This window comes from Cupriavidus sp. HE11 (assembly GCF_056097175.1).
In genome coordinates this window covers 1,379,876-1,400,056 of record NZ_CP184464.1, presented here as the reverse complement: position 1 = coordinate 1,400,056, position 20,181 = coordinate 1,379,876, and the positions used below count along the sequence as shown (strand labels likewise).

At 64.9% G+C, this 20,181-nt stretch carries 16 protein-coding genes and 1 pseudogene; 7 read left to right on the top strand and 10 right to left on the bottom strand.

All coding sequences use genetic code 11. The features are described from left to right. Positions 1–97 precede the first annotated feature (97 nt). Positions 98–3,046, top strand: a complete 2,949-nt coding sequence (locus ACOABP_RS06490; RefSeq protein ID WP_474227453.1) for a ribonucleoside-diphosphate reductase subunit alpha — start codon at positions 98–100, stop codon at positions 3,044–3,046. 131 nt (positions 3,047–3,177) lie between these two features. Then, positions 3,178–4,368, top strand: coding sequence for a ribonucleotide-diphosphate reductase subunit beta (locus ACOABP_RS06485; protein WP_066732347.1), 1,191 nt, complete (start codon positions 3,178–3,180; stop codon positions 4,366–4,368). Between the two features lie 211 nt (positions 4,369–4,579). Here the strand turns inward: ACOABP_RS06485 and ACOABP_RS06480 are convergent, their stop codons facing one another. Then, positions 4,580–5,566 carry a tripartite tricarboxylate transporter substrate binding protein gene (locus ACOABP_RS06480; protein ID WP_474227452.1) on the bottom strand — a complete coding sequence of 329 codons (987 nt, stop codon included), beginning with the start codon at positions 5,564–5,566 and terminating at the stop codon, positions 4,580–4,582. 168 nt (positions 5,567–5,734) lie between these two features. Between ACOABP_RS06480 and ACOABP_RS06475 the strand changes: the two genes are divergently transcribed. Further along, positions 5,735–6,700, top strand: coding sequence for an MDR/zinc-dependent alcohol dehydrogenase-like family protein (locus ACOABP_RS06475; RefSeq protein WP_474227451.1), 966 nt, complete (start codon positions 5,735–5,737; stop codon positions 6,698–6,700). A gap of 164 nt (positions 6,701–6,864) precedes the next feature. Here ACOABP_RS06475 and ACOABP_RS06470 read toward each other — a convergent pair. Together ACOABP_RS06470 and ACOABP_RS06465 are read right to left on the bottom strand one after the other, a co-directional pair. Then, a pseudogene (locus tag ACOABP_RS06470) lies at positions 6,865–7,761 on the bottom strand (recombination-associated protein RdgC); the annotation flags it as partial. 175 nt (positions 7,762–7,936) lie between these two features. Next, positions 7,937–8,536: a BPSL1445 family SYLF domain-containing lipoprotein gene (locus tag ACOABP_RS06465; protein WP_474227450.1), complete on the bottom strand. Its 600-nt coding sequence runs from the start codon at positions 8,534–8,536 to the stop codon at positions 7,937–7,939. Positions 8,537–8,808: 272 nt separating this feature from the next. Here ACOABP_RS06465 and ACOABP_RS06460 point away from each other — a divergent pair, with 272 nt between their 5' ends. Next, positions 8,809–9,243, top strand: a complete 435-nt coding sequence (locus tag ACOABP_RS06460; protein WP_474227449.1) for a hypothetical protein — start codon at positions 8,809–8,811, stop codon at positions 9,241–9,243. Between the two features lie 72 nt (positions 9,244–9,315). Here the strand turns inward: ACOABP_RS06460 and ACOABP_RS06455 are convergent, their stop codons facing one another. Then, entirely contained in the window at positions 9,316–10,149 is an 834-nt protein-coding gene (locus ACOABP_RS06455; protein ID WP_474227448.1) for an aldo/keto reductase, read from the bottom strand. Positions 10,150–10,279: 130 nt separating this feature from the next. Continuing rightward, positions 10,280–10,678, bottom strand: a complete 399-nt coding sequence (locus ACOABP_RS06450) for a tautomerase family protein (protein WP_066732340.1) — start codon at positions 10,676–10,678, stop codon at positions 10,280–10,282. Between the two features lie 152 nt (positions 10,679–10,830). Between ACOABP_RS06450 and ACOABP_RS06445 the strand changes: the two genes are divergently transcribed. Further along, positions 10,831–11,721, top strand: coding sequence for a LysR family transcriptional regulator (locus ACOABP_RS06445; RefSeq protein ID WP_474227447.1), 891 nt, complete (start codon positions 10,831–10,833; stop codon positions 11,719–11,721). A 36-nt stretch (positions 11,722–11,757) separates the two neighbouring features. Here the strand turns inward: ACOABP_RS06445 and ACOABP_RS06440 are convergent, their stop codons facing one another. From ACOABP_RS06440 to ACOABP_RS06425, 4 genes are all read right to left on the bottom strand, one after another. Further along, positions 11,758–12,444, bottom strand: coding sequence for a Fe2+-dependent dioxygenase (locus ACOABP_RS06440; RefSeq protein WP_474227446.1), 687 nt, complete (start codon positions 12,442–12,444; stop codon positions 11,758–11,760). A 75-nt stretch (positions 12,445–12,519) separates the two neighbouring features. Continuing rightward, on the bottom strand, positions 12,520–14,805 hold the full coding sequence (locus ACOABP_RS06435; RefSeq protein WP_474227445.1) for a TonB-dependent receptor: 2,286 nt from the start codon (positions 14,803–14,805) through the stop codon (positions 12,520–12,522). 408 nt (positions 14,806–15,213) lie between these two features. After that, the gene (locus ACOABP_RS06430) at positions 15,214–16,185 is read right to left on the bottom strand and encodes a Bug family tripartite tricarboxylate transporter substrate binding protein (protein WP_474227444.1); all 972 of its coding nucleotides are present in this window, start codon (positions 16,183–16,185) and stop codon (positions 15,214–15,216) included. A 186-nt stretch (positions 16,186–16,371) separates the two neighbouring features. Further along, the gene (locus ACOABP_RS06425) at positions 16,372–16,845 is read right to left on the bottom strand and encodes a DUF2147 domain-containing protein (protein ID WP_474227443.1); all 474 of its coding nucleotides are present in this window, start codon (positions 16,843–16,845) and stop codon (positions 16,372–16,374) included. Positions 16,846–18,463: 1,618 nt separating this feature from the next. Here ACOABP_RS06425 and ACOABP_RS06420 point away from each other — a divergent pair. Together ACOABP_RS06420 and ACOABP_RS06415 are read left to right on the top strand one after the other, a co-directional pair. Next, positions 18,464–18,757: a hypothetical protein gene (locus ACOABP_RS06420; RefSeq protein ID WP_474227442.1), complete on the top strand. Its 294-nt coding sequence runs from the start codon at positions 18,464–18,466 to the stop codon at positions 18,755–18,757. Positions 18,758–18,793: 36 nt separating this feature from the next. Further along, a complete protein-coding gene (locus ACOABP_RS06415) occupies positions 18,794–19,480 on the top strand; it encodes a histone H1-like DNA-binding protein (protein ID WP_474227441.1) in 687 nt (228 codons plus the stop codon). A 229-nt stretch (positions 19,481–19,709) separates the two neighbouring features. Here the strand turns inward: ACOABP_RS06415 and ACOABP_RS06410 are convergent, their stop codons facing one another. Beyond that, positions 19,710–20,177 (bottom strand): outer membrane lipoprotein, encoded by a 468-nt coding sequence (locus ACOABP_RS06410; protein ID WP_474227440.1) that lies wholly within the window; start codon positions 20,175–20,177, stop codon positions 19,710–19,712. Positions 20,178–20,181: the final 4 nt, after the last annotated feature.

The following is a 20,181-nucleotide window of genomic DNA, read 5'->3' as shown; positions in this document are numbered from 1 at the left end:
GAATCAAGTGACTTATAAAGCGCATTTTGCTAGGGACTTTGTCGTCTCAGTACAAGAACAGAAGTATTCATTTCAGGGTTAATACCGGAGTTACCTCATGCAAACGGCCCAAAACGAACAACAAACCACCGGCGTGACTGGCGCAACTGGAATTGGTGGCGCAGCAGCCGGTAGCTCGCAGCAGAGCCCTGCCGCTGCAGGTGTTTCGTATCAGGACTACAAGCTGATCCGCCGTAACGGCTCGGTGGTGGCGTTCGAACCGAACAAGATTGCCGTGGCCGTGACCAAGGCTTTCCTGGCCGTCAACGGTGGCCAGGGTGCGGCATCGGCTCGCGTGCGCGAGCTGGTGGAGCAACTGACGCAGTCCGTGGTGCGCGCGCTGGTGCGCAGCCGCCCGAACGGCGGCACCTTCCATATCGAAGACGTGCAGGATCACGTGGAACTGGCGCTGATGCGCTCGGGCGAGCATGAGGTGGCCCGTGCCTACGTGCTGTACCGCGAAAAGCGCACGCAGGAGCGTGCCCAGGCCAACGCGCAGGCCGTGGCCCGCGTGCAGGAAGCCGGTGCGTCGTTCAACGTGACCGACAACGGCGCAACCCGTCCGCTGGACCTGGTGGCGCTGCACGCGCTGATCGACAACGCCTGCAGCGGCCTTGGCAAAGCTGTCAGCGCCGAGCCGATCCTGAAGGAAACGCTCAAGAACCTGTACGACGGCGTGCCGATGACGCAGGTCTACGATTCGGCCATCCTGGCCGCGCGTACGCTGATCGAGAAGGACCCGGCCTACAGCCAGGTGACCGCCCGTATCCTGCTGCACACGATCCGCAAGGAAATCCTGGGCGCCGAAGTGACCCAGACTGAAATGTCGACGAAGTACGCCGAGTACTTCCCGAAGTTCATCGCCCGCGGCATCGAAGCCGAGCTGCTGGACGAAAAGCTGGCCACGTACGACCTGACCCGCCTGGGTGCCGCGCTGGACGCCTCGCGCGACTTCCAGTTCAACTACCTGGGCCTGCAGACGCTGTACGACCGCTACTTCCTGCACGTTGACGAAGTGCGCATCGAAATGCCGCAGGCCTTCTTCATGCGCGTGGCGATGGGCCTGGCGCTGGAAGAAAAGGACCGCGAAGCCCGCGCCATCGAGTTCTACCAGCTGCTGTCGTCGTTCGACTTCATGTCGTCCACGCCGACGCTGTTCAACTCGGGCACGCGCCGCTCGCAGCTGTCGTCGTGCTACCTGACCACGGTCTCGGACGACCTGGAAGGCATCTACGAAGCCCTGAAGGAAAATGCGCTGCTGTCGAAGTTCGCCGGCGGCCTGGGCAACGACTGGACCAACGTGCGCGCACTGGGCTCGCACATCAAGGGCACCAACGGCAAGTCGCAGGGCGTGGTGCCGTTCCTGAAGGTGGTCAACGACACGGCCGTGGCCGTGAACCAGGGCGGCAAGCGCAAGGGCGCGGTCTGCGCGTACCTGGAGACGTGGCACCTGGACATCGAGGAATTCCTGGAGCTGCGCAAGAACACCGGCGACGACCGCCGCCGCACGCACGACATGAACACGGCCAACTGGATTCCGGACCTGTTCATGAAGCGCGTGATGGAAAACGGCGAATGGACGCTGTTCTCGCCGGCCACCTGCCCGGACCTGCACGACAAGGTCGGCAAGGCATTCGAGCAGGCCTACCTGGGCTACGAAGCCAAGGCTGCCAACGGCGAACTGAAGCTGTTCAAGAAAGTGCCGGCCATGCAGCTGTGGCGCAAGATGCTGGGCATGCTGTTCGAGACCGGCCACCCGTGGATCACGTTCAAGGACCCGTGCAACATCCGCAGCCCGCAGCAGCACGTGGGCGTGGTGCATAGCTCGAACCTGTGCACGGAAATCACGCTGAACACGAACGAAAGCGAAATCGCCGTGTGCAACCTGGGTTCGGTGAACCTGGTGGCCCACCTGAAGCAGCAGGCCGACGGCACGTACGTGCTGGACCACGCCAAGCTGCAGAAGACGATCCGCACCGCGATGCGCATGCTCGACAACGTGATCGACATCAACTACTACGCGGTGGAGAAGGCGCGCAATTCGAACCTGCGCCACCGTCCGGTGGGCATGGGCATCATGGGCTTCCAGGACTGCCTGCACGTGCTGCGCACGCCGTACGCCAGCGACGCCGCCGTGAAGTTTGCCGACACGTCGATGGAAGCGGTCTGCTACTACGCGTACCACGCATCGACCGAACTGGCCGAAGAGCGCGGCCGCTACAGCACCTACCAGGGTTCGCTGTGGGACCGTGGCATCCTGCCGCAGGACTCGCTGAAGCTGCTGGCCGACGAGCGCGGCGGCTACCTGGACGTGGACCTGTCGTCGACGATGGACTGGGACAGCCTGCGCGCCCGCATCAAGCAGCACGGCATGCGCAACTCGAACTGCATCGCGATCGCCCCGACCGCGACCATTTCGAACATCATCGGCGTGTCTGCCTGCATCGAGCCGACGTTCCAGAACCTGTACGTGAAGTCGAACCTGTCGGGCGAATTCACGGTGGTGAACGACTACCTGGTGCGCGACCTGAAGGACCGCGGCCTGTGGGACGAAGTGATGGTTGCCGACCTGAAGTACTTCGACGGTTCGCTGGCCCGCATCGACCGCATTCCGCAAGAACTGCGCGACATCTACGCCACGGCCTTCGAAGTGGAGCCGACCTGGCTGGTGGAAGCCGCAAGCCGCCGCCAGAAGTGGATCGACCAGGCCCAGTCGCTGAACATCTACATGGCCGGCGCATCGGGCAAGAAGCTGGACGACACGTACAAGCTGGCCTGGCTGCGTGGCCTGAAGACCACGTACTACCTGCGCACGATCGCTGCCACGCACGTGGAGAAGTCCACCGTGACGCGCGGTTCGCTGAACGCGGTGTCGTCGGGTGCCGACGGCCAGTCGGGCATCGACGCGGCCGCCGCCGCGGCCCCGGCCATGCCGGAAGCCGAAGGCGCGGTCTGCACGATGCGTCCGGGCGACCCCGGCTTCGAAGAGTGCGAAGCCTGCCAGTAAGACATTGAGTCACCCTCGGGCTGTCCCCCTTTCCCGCCGCGCGGGAGAGGGGCCGGGGGAGAGGGCGAGCGTATCGAATGCCGACGCGCAGCCGCCAAGCCGCCCCTAATCGAATTTTCGGAGAACACAACATGCTGAGCTGGGACGACGACGTTCAAGCCACGCCGCAAGCTGCCCCGCAGCCTGCCCTGCAACCCGCCGTGCCGTCCGCCACGGTCGACCAGCAAGGCGTACTGCCGCCGGCCGCCACGGCGCCGTCGGGCATCCTCGGCAACAACCCGAACGCCGCCGCCGCCCAGAGCACGCGCCGCGTGAACGCCGCCGACAAGCGCGTGATCAACGGCGCCACCGACGTGAACCAGCTGGTGCCGTTCAAGTACAAGTGGGCGTGGGAAAAGTACCTGGCCGGCTGCGCCAACCACTGGATGCCGCAGGAAATCAACATGTCGCGCGACATCGCCCTGTGGAAGGACCCGAACGGTCTGACCGAGGACGAGCGCCGCATCATCAAGCGCAACCTGGGCTTCTTCGTGACGGCCGACTCGCTGGCCGCCAACAACATCGTGCTGGGCACCTACCGCCAGATCACGGCGCCGGAATGCCGCCAGTACCTGCTGCGCCAGGCCTTCGAGGAGGCCATCCACACGCACGCGTACCAGTACATCGTGGAGTCGCTGGGCCTGAACGAGGCCGAGATCTTCAACGCGTACCATGAAGTGCAGTCGATCCGCGACAAGGACGAGTTCCTGATCCCGTTCATCGACACGCTGACCGATCCGTCGTTCAAGACCGGCACGCCGGAGAACGACCAGAAGCTGCTGAAGAGCCTGATCGTCTTCGCCTGCATCATGGAAGGCCTGTTCTTCTACGTGGGCTTCACGCAGATCCTGGCGATGGGCCGCCAGAACAAGATGACCGGTGCCGCCGAGCAGTACCAGTACATCCTGCGCGACGAATCGCTGCACTGCAACTTCGGCATCGACCTGATCAACCAGATCAAGCTCGAGAACCCGCACCTGTGGACGCCCGAGTTCAAGGCCGAGATCACCGAGCTGTTCAAGAAGGCCGTGGACCTGGAATACCGCTACGCCGAGGACACCATGCCGCGCGGCGTGCTGGGCCTGAACGCGCCGATGTTCAAGGGCTACCTGCGCTACATCTGCAACCGCCGCTGCCAGCAGATCGGCCTGGAGCAGCTGTTCCCGAACGAGGAAAACCCGTTCCCGTGGATGAGCGAGATGATCGACCTGAAGAAGGAACGCAACTTCTTCGAAACGCGTGTGATCGAGTACCAGACCGGCGGCGCGCTGTCGTGGGACTGATTGGTGGGTACTACGTACCAGGCACCATCGATTGAAGGGTCGGCTGCACGGCGGTAACTACATGCATTGAACAGTCCACGCAGCCAGGACGGGTGAGGAGCGGCCATCGGGTGAGAACCCGGTGGCCGTTTTTCTTTTGGGGCGGCGGGGTATCGGGGGCCTGGTATGGGGGTCGGGCCGGAAACCGGGCGAGCTCCCGGTTTCCATCGGCTTAATCCGCCGTCGCGCCCGACCGCTTCACCACGGCCGACCACTTCCTGATTTCGCCGTCGACGAACTTGCCCGTCTCGGCCGGCGTCATCGGCATCGGTTCCGAGCCGCGGTCGGTGATGAACTTGTGCAGTTCGGGCGATTGCAGCGCCTTCACCGTCTCGGCATTGAGCTGGGCGACGATGGCCGGCGGGGTGGCGGCGGGGGCCATCATCACGGCCCAGCCAAGCGCCTCGAAGCCCGGCACGCCCTGTTCGCGCACGGTGGGCACCGATGGCAGCTGCGGCACGCGCCTGGCCGTGGTCACGGCCAGCGGCAGGGCCTTGTTGGTCTGGATCAGCGGCATGGCGGCCGTGACCGAGTCCACCATCAGCGGAATCTGGTTGCCCAGGAAGTCGGCCTGCGCGGGGCCGCTGCCCTTGTACGGGATATGGACGATAAAGGTGCCGGTCTGCGCCTTGAGCATCTCGGCGGACAGGTGCTGGGTGCCGCCGATGCCCGCGCTGGCGTAGCTGTACTTGCCCGGCGCGGCCTTGGCCTTGGCGATCAGGTCGCGCAGCGACGTGAAGCCCGATTGCGGCGTGGCAAGGAACACCAGCGGCACCGAGAACACGCCCGACACCGGCGCAAAGTCCTGGCGCGGGTCGTAGTTGAGCTTTTTGTACAGCGTCTGGTTGATTGCCATGGCGCTGCCGGCCATCACGATCGTGTAGCCATCGGCCGGGGCCTTGGAGGCCACTTCCATGCCGATATTGCCGCCGGCACCGGCGCGGTTCTCCACGATCACCGACTGGCCCAGCTGCTTGCCGAGCTTCTCGGCCAGGGCGCGGGCAAAGATGTCGGTGGCCTGTCCGGGCGGGAACGGCACGATGAGCTTGATGGGGCGGTCCGGCCACGCGGCGTGGGCGGTGCTGGCGGCGGCCAGCAGCAGGGCGGCCAGCGCACGAGGGGCGAATGCCGGGCTGGCGAGAGGGCGCAACGACTTCAAGGGGGATCTCCTCAACTGGTTGGAAAGGCTGTGACGTCTTTGTCCGTGGCGTCTTGTTGCTCTTTTGACCAGATTCTACGCGTGCTTCGCTTTCAGAATTGGCTCAAAGACGCCCGGCAAATGGCCGCATACGATCGTTCGCGGATCTCAACCAAGGAGAACGACACGATGCGAGCCGTTGTAGTGCAACAGCTGGGCGATGTCCCGCGCTTTACCCAATTCCACGATCCGGACCTGCGTGCCGGGGAAATCCTGGTGCGCGTGTGCGCGGCGGTGATCCGCCCGGCAGACCTGGCTATCGCACGCGGGCACCATGCCTGCATGCCGCTGGAACTGCCCTATGTCTGCGGGCGTGACGGCGTTGGCTACCTGGCCGATGGGCGGCGCGTGTATTTCCGCGCCGGCCGCAGCCCGTTCGGTGCGATGGCCGAGTTCGTGCCGGCCGAATGGGTGGTGCCGGTGCCGGACGCGGTGGATGCCGCCGCCGCAGCCGCGCTGGTGGGGCCGGCGCTGGCGGCCTGGCTGCCCCTGGCGGCGCGCGCGGACCTGGCCCCCGGCGAGACGGTGCTGATCCTGGGGGCGTCGGGGCAGGCTGGCAGGCTCGCGGTGCAGTCGGCGCGGCTGCAGGGCGCCGGGCGCATTATCGTGGCGGCGCATCGGATCGATCTGCCGGCGATGACCGAAGCCGACGCGCAGATCGATCTCGGCCAGGCGCCCAGCCTGCTGCAGCATGCGTTTGCCACCCATGCCGCCGATGGCATCGACGTGGTCCTGGATTTTGTCTGGGGCGAGACGCTGGAGCTGCTGCTGTCCGCGCTGGTCCAGGCCGGTGGAGAGCCGGCCCTGCCGGCCGACCACGGCACGCGGGTGGTGTCGGTCGCCGACAGGCGGGCAGGCAGCGTGATGCTGGCGCCTGCGGCGCTGCGCGACTCACGTGCGGTGCTGATGGGGTGCGGCCCCGCCAATCATCCGCCGGCGGAAGACCTGCGGTTCCTGGTGGAGGATGTGCTGGGCTGCATGCACGCCGAATATCTGACGATCGACGCGCCCGAGCAGGTGCCGATGCGCGACGTGGAGGTGGCCTGGCGACGCGCGGGCGAGCCCGGATTGTGTGTGGTGCTGACGCTCGACTGAGCTGGCCGCCGGCCCGGCGGGGCGCCGGGCGGTGGCTCAGGGGGTGCGCGCAAGCGCGATCAGGCGGCCTTGCGCTGATCGGCCTGGACGGCGCCTTCGGCCTTGCGCTGATCGGCCTGGACGGCGCCTTCGGCCTTGCGCTGATCGACCTGGACGGCGCCTTCGGCCTTGCGCTCGCCGCCGAGCGCGTCGGTCAGGTCGGCCAGCATGTCCGCGAGTTCGCCGGCCATCAGCGCGAAATCGGCGTCAAAGCGCTCGTTCTCGTCGTGGAGCGTGGCGTCGGCCTGTTCCTTGATCACGTCGAGCGGATTGACGCGCTTGACCGCCAGCGCATCGGTCAGCACAAACGATACGCGGTCGTTCCATGTCATGGCCAGCCGTGTGCAGCGCTTGCCGGCTTCGATATGACGACGCAGGTCCTCGGGGTCGAGCGGATGGCGCACGTAGCGCACGGTTGCCTTGGTCTCGCTGCTCGATTGCAGCTCGATTTCCTGGTCGACCGTGAAGCCGGCCGGCGCCGTGTCGGTGGCGAGCCACTCGGTCATGGCCGCGACAGGCGAGAGGTTGACCTGCAGGCCAACCACGGGCAGCGGATCGATGGCCTTGAACAGCATGCCGCGCACTTCATCGGCCTTGGCCGTGCCGGCCGCGTCGATCGCCAGCCAGCCGTTGACCGGGTCGATCCACACGCGCGTGTCGCGGCGGATGGCGAAGGCGCGCGGCAGCAGTTCCTCCGTGACCTGTTCCTTCAGCTCCTTCAGCTGCTTGCGGCCAGGCTTGAAGCCCTGCTGCTCTTCGATCTCGGCGGCACGCGCCTTGGTCACCTGATTGACCACGGTGGTGGGCAGCAGCTTCTTTTCGGTGCGCAGCACCAGCAGCATCTGCTTGTTGACGCAATGCACGAGCTGGTCGTTGTCGCGCGGCGACGCCCAGCCCTGGGTCTGCATTTCAAGGCTGGTGCCCGGATAGAACGCGTGTTTGGCCAGGCAGGCCTCCACATCTTCGGCACTCAGCGTCCACGGGGCGGAGAAACGATGAATCTGGAGATTCTTGAACCACATGAGAATTCGGCCTCGCGTACGGGTTGGAAAATTGGCAAGGGACGAATTCTAACGGTTGGAGGCGGGGGTGAAAGCAAGAAAAACGGCGCCCATGTTACGGAATGCAAGCGTTCCGCAACCTGGGCGCCTTGTGCTAGGCCGCCGGTTGGCGCCCGGTGGGCGCCAGGCCCATCTGTCAGATATTCAGCTTCGAGATCTTCGTGCCTTCCAGGCTCAGGCCGGCCATCAGGCCAGCGTTGGTCATGGCAAAGCCGATGATGGGCTGCTGGGCCGTATTGGTGTCGATCTGGCCGTTCGCGCCGATCGTGGCCAGTGCCACGGTGGCGTCGGCGCCAACCTGCCAGCCGCTGCTGCGCACGAACTTGTCGTAGGCGTCCTGCGTCATGAACATCAGGACGAAGGCCTTGGACTGTGCGCCGATCTGCCAGCCGACCGATCCAGAAATGGCCCGGTAATAGCCGTGGTCCGCACCGCCGGAACGCAGCACGCCGTCGCCGTACTCGCCACCGACGATAAAGCCCGCCGACAGCAGTTTCGGGAAGATCAGGATGCCCTTGGCCTTGGCGCCCAGGTCCCGCGCGCCACTGGCGGTGGAATAGAGGCGGTTCAGCGTGTCGGTGGCGCCCGTGTCGATCTCGCGCCGTTTGGACGCCGCGTCGCCCGAGTCTTTGGGGCCGGTGAAGCTACATCCTGTAAGCGACAGGGCGCCCACGGAAAGACCGGTGAGGCCGACAAGCCCAGCGCTGCCGGCGGACAGGAAGGTTCGACGTTTCATTATTTCCTCCAGGAGGGTTCATGTGTTGCAACCGCCTCTAAAGCATAGGCGCGCAAGGCACATCCGCAAATGCGATTTTGTCTGACAAGGAGGGTAGGGGACTCTGACATGACCTCGTCATACTTTCTTGCAAATCCGGGGAACTTGTTCCGGAACCCGGCCGTTAACATACCGGTCTGTCGAGCATGCATAAGCCAACCGCGTTCAAACTCATGTCCTTCCAGAAGTCCCCCCGCCAGGCCAATTCCCAATCGTCGATTTCGCGTGCTGCAGTGCAACGCTCCCGTGGCTGGGTGCGTGCCGGCGCGCTCGCCACGCCCCTGGCCGCGTTGCTGTTGGCCGCATGTGCTTCCCAGCCCGCGGTAGAGACGCCCGAGGCCCAACAGGCAACTGCGCAGATGAATTCCGGCTGGCAGGCCGAGCGCGCCAAATATATGGATTGCGTGCAGGACCGCGCCAATGACGGCGCCAAGGGCAAGGGCACGTCGAAGGATGTGGCGGCCGGGGCGATCGATGCGTGCAAGGGCCAGCTGAAGGTCATGCACGATGCCTTCCAGTCGTACCTGTCGGCGCAGATGAGCAGCGCCCACGGCCAGACCAGCGCCCGCCAGGCCGCCGAGCGCGTGACCACCGATACGCGCGAGAAGGCCCGCACCTACCTGACGCGCTACGTCGAAGTGGAACGCTACAAGGCCGGCCAGCGCTGAGCCGGTGGCAGCTTTCCCGTCATCTCTCCTTGAAACGCGCCCTGCGTTTCAAGGATTCAAGGTTTTCACGATCTACAGCATTGCCAGCGGCTGCGCGTGACGCGGCGGCGGAAACAGCTTGTCCAATTCGGCCAGCTGTTCCGGCGTCAGCGTGATGTCCAGCGCGCCAATGTTGTCGCGCAGCCGGTCGCGGTGGCCGGTCTTCGGAATCGCAATGATGTCGTCCGATGCCAGCAGCCAGGCCAGCGCGGCCTGCGCTGGGGTCATGCCATGTTGCTCGGCAAAGCGCTTCAGGCCAGCGTTGCGTAGCAGCCGGGCCTGCTCGATGGGCGAGTAGGCCATGACCGGCACGTTGCGTTCGCGCAACCATGGCAGCAGGTCGAACTCGATGCCGCGCCGGCTCAGGTTGTAGAGCAGCTGGTTCACCGCAACGGCGTCGCCGCCCGGGGTGTCCCAGAATTCCTCCATATCGGACAGGTCCAGGTTGCTGACGCCGAAATGGCGGATCTTGCCGGCGGCCTGCAGCGCCTGGAACGCCTCGATGGTGTCCTCGAACGGCACGTCGCCGCGCCAGTGCAGCAGGTACAGGTCCAGATGGTCGGTGCCCAGCCGGCGCAGGCTACGCTCGCACGCGGCCACTGCGCCCTTGCGGCTGGCGTTGTGCGGATAGACCTTGCTGACCAGGAACGCGTCGTCGCGGCGCCCGGCCAGCGCCTCGCCGATCAGCGATTCCGACAGCCCTTCGCCATACATCTCGGCGGTGTCCACCAGCCGCAGCCCCATGTCCAGGCCCATCTGCAGCGTGGCGATTTCTTCGGCACGCGTGGCGCGGTGGTCGCCGATATTCCAGGTGCCCATGCCCAGCGCGGGAACGCGCTCGCCGCCGGGCAGCGTGACTTGCTTCATGCGATGCCTCCGGTATCGGGAAACTTGCCCTCCACACTAGTGAACATCGCCACGCGGCACAAGCACGCCGCCCGCACGGCACTTTTTACCTGGCTGCAGCAATCGCCGCCGCGCGGGCGCGCCCGGGGGATCAGCGGTGCTGGTGCCGGAACTCCTGCGTCTTGCCGCCATAGCCGTAGGCGGCTGCGCGCGCGTCGATCACATGGATATACGACACCGGGTTGACGTCGCCGATCAGTTCCGACAGCGCCGCGTACGACTGGCGCAGGTACTCGGCCTTCTCGGCCTTGGTGTTGGTCTCGTCGGTCACGCTGATGTCGAGCTGGAAGGCGTTGCGCCCCGTGTCGTATTCCGACAGCGGCTTGCCGCCGATAAACCACTGCTCGCGCGGAATGAACGTCACGGTGGTGGCAATCACGGGGGCTTCCTTGCCCAGCACGCGCTGGGTCAGTTCACCCACCACGGCCACGGCGCGGCGCGTCAGTTCGGTATCGGGATGGCCGGAAATCTGCAGGGAAACGTGGGGCATGACAGGCTCCTTTCGGGTTTGGATTCACGTTGCGGCGCGCGTGTGTATCTGGGTGTTTGCGTGCTGCGGTGATGTCATCGTAGGTGCTGCCTTGAAATCGGAAAAGCGGGAATATACGATGTCATCTATCGGAATAGCCGAAACTTTAAATCATGCGTGGATTCGAAACGGACCAGCTCCGGACCTTTGTTGCCGTGGCCGAAAGCGGCAGCCTGTCGGCCGCAGCGCCCCGGCTGTTCCTGTCGCAATCGTCGGTCAGCGAGCAGTTGCGCAAGCTGGAGGAGCGTGCCGGCGTGCCGTTGCTGACACGCGGCAAGAAAGGCGCGGCCGTGACGCCGGCGGGTGCGCGGCTGCTGGACTATGCCCGGCGGATCCTGTCGCTGAACGAGCAGGCGCTGGCGGAACTGCGCGGTCAGACGCTCGATGGCGAGCTGCGGCTGGCGGTGACCGACTATTTCCGCCCCGGCGAGATCGCCGGCATGCTGCGGCGGCTGCGTGACCGCTATCCCTACCTGAAGCTGCACGTCACGGTCATGAAGAGTGCCGCCATCGAGGCGGCGGCCGAGATGGATGCGTTCGATATCGGCCTGAGCATGCGGTTGGTCGGCGCGCGCGGCACGGAGAAGACCGCTGGCGGTGCGCGTGGCGGCACGGTGCTGCGACGCGAGGCGCTGGCCTGGGTGGCCGCGCCGGAAATCTCCGAAATTCCACAGACCACGCTGCCGCTCGTGCTATTGCCCGATACCTGCTCGATGCACCAGTTCGTCGTGCAGTTGCTGATGCGGCGCCGACGCGAATTCGAGATCGCGCACTCGGCCTCGGGCGTGGCAGGCCTGCATCTGGCACTGGCCGCCGGGCTCGGCGTGTCGTGCCTGAATGCTTCGGCCATCGGTCCCGGCGTGACACCGCTGGATGCCGCGGGCGTGGCCAGCTGGAAGCTGCCGGCATTGCCGGCTGCGGAGTTCTATCTATTAGGGGCGCGCCGGGGCGAGAGCGAATTCATCGGCCAGGCGCGGCAGGCGCTGGCAGAGCAATTTGGCTGAACGGCTACGTCAATTTGCCGGGCCTGGGCCGTGTGCTCAGGTCTCGCTCCACTGCCGCAGCAGGTTGTGATAGCAGCCCACCAGGCTGCGGCGCGCGCGCTCGTCGGCGTTGGTCTGGTTGAGCGTCTGGATCGCGTTGTCCATGTCGAACAGCAGGGCGCGCTGGCCGTCGTCGCGGATCAGGCTCTGGATCCAGAAGAAGCTGGCTACCCGCGTGCCGCGCGTGATCGGCGTCACCTGGTGCAGGCTCGTGGCGGGGTAGATCACCATATCGCCAGCGGCCAGCTTGACCGAATGCACGCCGTAGGTATCTTCCACCTGCAATTCGCCGCCGTCGTAGCTGGCGGGGTCCGACAGGAACAGCGTGGCGGACACATCGGTGCGCAGCTTGCGCCCAGTGTGCGGATGGATGCGCACGCCGCCGTCCACATGGGCGCCGAACGTCATGCCCTCGCTGTAGCGGTTGAACATCGGCGGATAGACGATGTTCGGCAGCACCGCACTAATAAATAGGGGATGGCGTTCCAGCGCGGACAGGATCAGGTGCTGGCACTGCGCCGCCACCTCGGATCTTTCGTCGATCTGCTGGTTGAACTTGACCGGCGCGCCGGAGTAGCCGGCCGACACGCGGCCGTCCACCCATGCATCGCCGGCATGTTCCAGCTGGGCCAGTACCACGGCCACCTGCTCGGCGTTGAGAACCTTCGGAATACGAACCAGCATCTGAGGAATCCGGTTGAAGCCGCCGGGGCCGGCCGTGGCAGGCTAGCCAGGCGCGGCGTGCGGCTCCGGCGGCGCTTACATGCGATAGGTGAACGACAGCATCGCGGTACGGCCCGTGCCCGGCACCGACCGGCCGCCGTCCGACTGGATCAGCGCATCGTAATACTTCTTGTCGAAGATGTTGAACAGATTCAGGCGCACGTCGTACTTGGGCTGGTGATAGGCAATCATGCCGTCCCAGCGCACAAAGCCGCCAACCTGCACTGTATTGGTATTGTTGGCATAGCGCTGTGACATGTAGAACGCGCCGCCACCCACTTCCCAGCTTGGCAGGATGGAATAGCTGGTCCAGGCCGTGGCGGTGTGCTTGGGCGTGTTGGTCGGCACCATGCCCTGCGTGCCGGCCGCGATTCCGCTCTTGATCTCGGCGTCCAGGTAGGTATAGCCCGCGAACACCTGCCACTTCGGCGTGATGCGGCCGGTCACGCCGGCACGGAAGCCATCCACCTGGATCTTGCCGGTCAGCGCGTACGTGGTGGCGTCGATCTGGCTGCGCGCGTTGTCCTTGGTGATGCGGAAGATGGCCGACGTCACCGACAGGTTGCCGCTCATCAGGTCCCACTTGCCGCCAGCCTCGTAGGCCTTGTTCTTCTCGGGGTCCAGCGATTGCTGGCCCACCGTGCCCACCAGCTGTTCCAGCGACGGGTTGAACGAGGTGCCGTAGGAAATGTAGTACGACTGCGCCTCGGTCGGCTGCCAGATGCCGCCCAGCCGCACGCTGGTGAAGTGGACGTCCTGGCTGGCGTTGGGCAGCACCGTGCTGCCGGCCGTGTTGCTGGAATTGATCGAGTTGCTGATGCTGGCGATGTACTTGTCGTAGCGCAGGCCGGCCACCGCCTTCCATTGCTTCGAGAACTCGATCGAATCGTTCGCGTAGACCGCCACGGTGTTGGCCGAGCCGCCCTGCAGGTTGCCGGTGCTGGAGGCCACGTTGCCCGGCGAGTCGCGGTACGGCGGGTCGATGACCGGCGTGCAGGCCACGTAGCCGGACGTGCCCGTGGCCGGGTTCAGCGCCGTGCTGCCGCAGCTGCCGTTGCGGTAGTAGTTCTGGTTGTTGTAGCCGTCGTGGCCGAACTCCAGGCCGGTCAGCAGCGTGTGCTTGACCGGGCCCGTATCGAACTTCGCGGTCAGCTCGGTCTGGTTGAAGATCGAGTAATCGCGGATGTTGCGGTCATGGCTCTGCTGGCGCACGTACAGCTGCGACAGCGGCAGGTTGGTCGTGGTCAGTGCGGTAAATGCGCCGGCCGCGTTGATCGATCCCACGGCGTTCGGCGCGGTCTCGCGCGCATCGGTTTCCACATAGTTGAACGCGGTGACGTTGCGCAGGCGCAGGTTGGGCGAGAACTTGTGGTCGATGGCGCCATTGAGCGACACGATGTTCTGGCGCGTGCGGTCGTTGTTGAAGCCGTAGTACGTATTGCGGTCGACATTGACCGGATGGCCGTTGATGGCGGGCAGGCCGTAGTCGGGCATGTCCTCGTTGTGCTGGAGCAACGCCGAAAGGGTGATCTCCGTCGAGGTACCGATGCCAAAACGCCACGATGGCGCGATGCCGAAATCCTGCACGGTCATCTCGTCGCGCGTGCTCGGCTTGCCGTCCTGGGCCATGGCCGAGATGCGGAACGCCGAGGTGTCGCCGGTGGGCGTGTTCACATCCGCCGTGGCGCGCACCAGACCGTTGGTCGTGACCGATCCGGTGACCTCGGTGGCGGCCTGCAGCTTCGGCTTCTTGGTGACCTGGTTGATCACGCCGCCCGTGGAGCCGCGCCCGAACAGCATCGACGACGGACCCATCAGCACTTCCACCTGGTCCAGCGCGAAGGTGTCGCGGTAGTACTGGCCGCGGTCGCGGAAGCCGTCCAGGTAGATGTCGGTGCGCGCCGAGAAGCCGTTCAGGTTGATGTTGTTGCCGATCTGGCCGCCTTCGGCGCCGCCGATGGTGATGCCGGGCACGTTGCGCAGCGCATCGGCCAGCGAGCTTGCCCCCTGCGATTCCATCAGCGCCCGGTTCACGATGGTCACCGATTGCGGCACGTCGCGCAGGTCAGCGGGCAGCTTCGACAGCTGGCTGCCCGTGGGGTTGAAGTCGTCACGGGCGGAGGATCCCTGGACAGTCACCTCGCGCAGCGTCTGGGGCACGGATTCGCCCTGCTGCGGCGTCGATGTGGCGGTCGAGGGGGCAGGGGCTGCGACGGGCGCTGCGGGCGCCTGTGTGGCGGGCTGGACGGCCTGCTGCGCGAAGGCGGCGGGTGCGGCAAAGAGGGCCACCAGCGCGGTGGCCACAGGGGTGCGACGGAGCATTGTCAGTTCCAGTGCGCCCCGTACTGCCGGGCCCTTTACCGGCTTCACCACCGGGGCTAAATGTTCGGGCGATCGGGAATATAAATAGGAACCATTCGCGTTGCAATCTCGCCGCAAACACGTTGCGCTGCGCTCACAGACACGCTACATGGTGGTCAGATGTCTGCAAGTTCAAACATCGAATGCGGCCTCTGGCACATGCAGGGCAGCGACGCGCACATTGCATGCGCGATATGTCAAATTTGGCAAGATTTGGACACCTGCAGGCGGCTCGCATGTCGCGGGCCGCCTGCAGACATTTGACCACCCGGGCCGGTGATCTCATCCAAAAAAGTTTCGGACGGTGCGCTGGCGGAGTCATGAGCCGGACCTGAAGTCCGTGCCACCCGCGCGCCTTGCTTCGACCGATTAATCGGCCGTCATGTTGGCGTTCTTGGCGATACGGCCAAGGCGTTCGCGCTCCGACTTGATGAAGGCCACGAAGCTCTCCACCGAACCACCGGCCGGCTCGATACCGTTCTGGATCAGGCGCTCGCGAATCTCGGGGTTCTGCATGCCGGCGGTCAGCTCGGCGTTGAGCTTCTTGATGATGGCGGGGTCGGTACCCTTCGGCGCGAAGATGCCGGCCCAATGGCCGATGCGCACTTCAGGCAGGCCCTGCTCGGCCGTGGTGGGGATGTTCGGTGCCGCGGGCATATGCTTGTCCCACGTCGCGCCCAGCGCCTTGAGCTTGCCGGCCTTGATCTGCGGCAGCACCACGATCGACGCCTCGGACGTGGCGGCCACCTGGTTGCCGATCACGGCGGTGATGCTCTCCGATCCGCTCTTGTACGGCACCACGGTCAGCTGCGCGCCTTTTTCCTTAAGCATTTCTTCGACGAAATGCGGCGTGCTGCCGCTGCCGGCGGTGGCAAACGGCACGCCACCCTGCTTCTTCGAATACTCGACCAGTTCCTTCACGTTGTTCACCGGCAGCGACGGCGATGCCACGATCACCGACGGGCTGACGGCGATCAGTCCCACGGGCACCAGGTCGTCCGGCTGGTAGGGCATCTTCGTGCGGATCAGGCTGTTGGTGACCGTGCCCACGGCACCCACCAGGAACGTGTAGCCATCGGGCTTGCTCTTGGCCACGTAGTCGGCGCCCACAATGCCGCCCGCGCCCGGACGATTCTCGATCACCACGGGCTGGCCAATCCGCTTGCTGACGGCCTCGGCACCGGCACGCGCCACGAGGTCATTGGCGCCACCGGCCGTGAACGGCACGACGAACTTGATGACGTGGCTGGGCCACGCATCGGCGGCGTGTGCCGTGGTGGCGATCAGTGAGGTGGCGGCGAGTGCCAGCGCCAGCGTACGGGCGCGAGGGGAGAAATGCATGCTTCGTCTCCGGTAGTTGTTGTAAAGAGGATCGGGGAGTCGATCTTACCGAAGGAAGCTGTCAGTTTGCTGAATGGGCGGCGGGCGGCCGCTTGCTGCCTGTGCCCTGTCTTGCCTGGCCTGCCGTGCCTCTTCTCTCTCCCATACGGGCGGGGAGAGAGGCACGCCCGTGATGGCATCAGAACGTCACTGCTGGCGCACCCAGGTCTGTGTCCGGCCGATCAGGCTGATGCCGATGAAGCCGCGCACATTGAGCTTCTTGCCGTCGTCGGCCATCGACATCTTGCACTTGTAGAGCTTGCCGGTTTCGGGGTCCAGGATTTCGCCGCCGGTCCATTCGTTGTCGCCGGTCTTGCGCAGGCCGGTGAGCAGGGTCATGCCGATGATGGGCTGGTCCTTGCGTGCATCGGTGCATTTGTCGCAGACCTTGGGCGGGCCTTCGGTCGGCACCAGGCTCTTCACGAGCTTGCCGCTGTACACGCCATCCTTCTCGGCAATCTCGATCACGCCGCGCGCCTTGCCGGTGGTGTCGTCGATGGTGTTCCATGTGCCCGCCGGCGTGGCTTGCGCCATCGCAAAGGTGCTGGCGGTGAGTGCGGCGGCGAACGCGGCGGCACGGGCGGTGTGGCGAAGCAGGGCGCGGGGGTCGGTCATGCGCATGAAGATCTCCAGTTCAATGTCGCGATGGCGGATTCACCAGATCGCGGCGCGGTTTTTTCCGGTCGGCAAGGTTGTGGCCAGGCTGCAGGTCTGACACGCAAGTCGTACACGACGTGCAGGATGTCGGCACCGGACCAGGACGATTGCAGCGGTTCGCAATGAACCGCGTTCCTGCTGGCCGGCATCGGCATCGCGCGACGCCAATCTACTGGCGCCTGTCGTTCGCTGCAATCTCCCGTATCCGTTTGCGTACGCACCAGAGCGTAACGCACCACCACCTGCAATCGCCCGCCTGGCGGCGGCTGGCCTGGATTTTGTCCTGCAACAAGCACCGCGCGGGAAGCGTACCCGAGACATTCCTCTAGCCGGCCTGCCCGATGGCGCAACCGCGCCACACCGGCGCGTCACCGACGCCGGTGGACGCGCAGCAAAGCCCTGGCGACGGCATCGGTAGGAACCCGGATACGCGCGTGAGACAGCGGCTCATTGCTCATGCCTGGCAGATGGTTGACCTGGCAGCGGATTGGCGGCGACGTGTGGGGCGCGCCAGACGCCGATGATCGATCTGCCGACCGATCCGCCGAGCGATGCGAAGGCCGATGGGAGGGCGATGGGCGGGCGATGGGAGGGTGGGTCGACGGCTGGTGCGACGAACATCGCGGTGGCCATGGCGCGCAGCGATCGTTCGACCAACGACACGACGCGATGGTGGACGAGTGCGGTGTCGCGACCACCGGTTCGTACGTGCGCCGACACATCATCGATCGTGCGACTGACGTCAAAACGCAGGTGTCGATGTACGTCGAACAGAGAAACCGTTGCGTAGGCGCATCACTCTTTCGTCGTGCTCGCGCAACTGTCTGATCGACGCACGCGAGACCGGCCGAAGCATCGACGCGATCGTCGCGTGATTGGTCTGTCGCAGTGGCCGCACGCGTCGCGCAATCGCACCGAAGTGTGATCGTCGACGTCCGTACTCACGCTGCGCGATGTGGCTGTCGAGCGCGTCTTCGTCTGTGTGTGCGTGTGTCGGAAAGCCACTATTCATGCGGGTTTCCAGTCAGTACCAGGCAATGCGAAGCGGCGCGAAGATGTCGTGGACGGGCACGCCGCGCATGCCGTTTGAAGGCGCGCACGCGGGGTGCGGGTACGCGTTGCGCAGCACTGTCGCGAGGTGGTCTCCGACCATCGAAACACACGCGTGATGGAACTTCGTTTGGTGTGCGCGCGTCATGATGAGAGAGCGTATCGATGGTGTCGTGATCGCAGTGCTCGCGTGAATTAGATCGATTCGTTCTTGCGCGCAAGTTTTTTTGCACTTTTTTCTTAACATCATCGAACAAACGAATTATGATTCGCCTTGACAAGAGTCTCACTTCATTGCATCGATGTGTTTGACGAAGCGAGCGTCGCAAGAAGGCAAGCAAGAAGCAACGATGACGCGATGCTTCGTCGCAGTGAATGCGGGTAGCCGAGGAGCACCAGAACTTTGACGCAGACCGGGCCGATCAGGCTTCTTACAACGCGTGCAGTCTCCTGTAGCCCAGTGACGGGATGGGCAAGCTACCCCCGTGGAATTGATGTCTGCAGTGCGCGAGGCCAAGCCCGTGCTGCAGGCTTGCTGACCGATATCTCCTCTATTCAGGCAGCGCGCCGCCACGATGGGCGGCGCGGGCCGATCGAATATTCCAGGGCACGGCATGCCCCGGAAATCCGCCTGTACGCTGGCTTTGCAGCCAGCGCGCGGATTTCGCGCTGCCGTGAAGACACCGCGTTGCGCGACACGGGTCGCGGCGGTATCCCTGCTACCGAATTCATTAGCGTGCGGTTCAAGCTGTCGTGCGCCGATGAATCGCTCGCTCGATTGGGGCATGCATCCATGCGCCTCGGATCGGTCGGGTCGTCCATTTAGGTCATTCGACATTTCACGCTAGTGAAGGAGTTATCCATGGCAACTGCTGCAAAGAAAAAGCCGGCCGCCAAGAAGGCTGCCAAGCCGGCCGCCAAGAAGGCCGCTGTGAAGAAGGTCGCCGCCAAGAAGGCTGCACCGGCCGCCAAGAAGGCTGCTGTGAAGAAGGTTGCGACGAAGAAGGTTGCTGCCAAGAAGGCTGCTCCGGCTGCCAAGAAGGCTGCAGTGAAGAAGGTTGCCGCCAAGAAGGTCGCAACCAAGAAGGTCGCCGCCAAGAAGGCAGCACCGGCCAAGAAGGCTGCAGTGAAGAAGGTTGCCGCCAAGAAGGTTGCAACCAAGAAGGTCGCCGCCAAGAAGGCAGCACCGGCCAAGAAGGCCGCAGTGAAGAAGGTTGCTGCCAAGAAGGCCGCACCGGCCAAGAAGGCTGCTGCTGCCAAGAAGCCTGCTGCGAAGAAGGCTGCCGCCAAGCCTGCTGCCAAGAAGGCCGCTGCCAAGCCTGCTGCCAAGAAGGCCGCTGCCAAGCCTGCTGCCAAGAAGGCTGCTGCCAAGCCTGCTGCGAAGAAGGCTGCTGCCAAGCCGGCTGCGAAGCCCGCTGCGAAGAAGGCTGCCAAGAAGGCTGCCAAGCCTGCCGCTGCTCCTGCCGTTGCACCGGCTGCTGCCGCACCCGCCAAGACCGCGCTGAACCCGGCAGCGGCCTGGCCGTTCCCGACGGGCAACCGTCCGTAATTGCCTCGCCTTCGTGCGAGCGATCACAACCGGGAAACGCCTGGGCACGCATTGCGTGCCACACTGACCGGATACGCCGTATCCGGTCCGCAAGACAACGAGTCTTGCCAACCCGCCGATGGCATCCGTGCCCGGCGGGTTTTTTATTCGCTCTGGCGGCCGCGCCAAATGAAAAACGCCGCGGCCCAAGGGCACGCGGCGTTTCTTTCTGACAGGTGTGTAATGTTCTTCAGTGCGAGACGCGTGTCACGCCACCTGAAGACAGCAGGCGCACGCGGTCGCCGGGACGGAACACCTCGTCGGCTTCCTGCGTGATGGCGCGCATGTCGCCGTCTTCGAGCTGCACCGTGATCTCCAGGCCGCGGCGCTGCGTGATGCGGTTCTCTGCCGCACTGCCGACAATGCCGCCAAGCACGGCGCCGAGCAAGCCTGCTGCCACCGATCCTCCGCCGCTGCCGATGGTGCTGCCCGCCGCGACACCGCCGATGGCACCGCCGGCCAGCGTGCCGGCTCCCGTGGAGCCGCCCTGGATCATGACTTCGCGCACACCCTGGACCACGCCATAGCGCACCGTCTGCTCGCGCTGCGCCTGGCCCGGTGAATAGACGCTGCCGGAGTTGGAGTAGTTGGCACAGCCGCTGACCAGGGCCGCGGTGGCCAGCACCACGAGACCACCGATTCGAAGGATCTGATTCATCGCA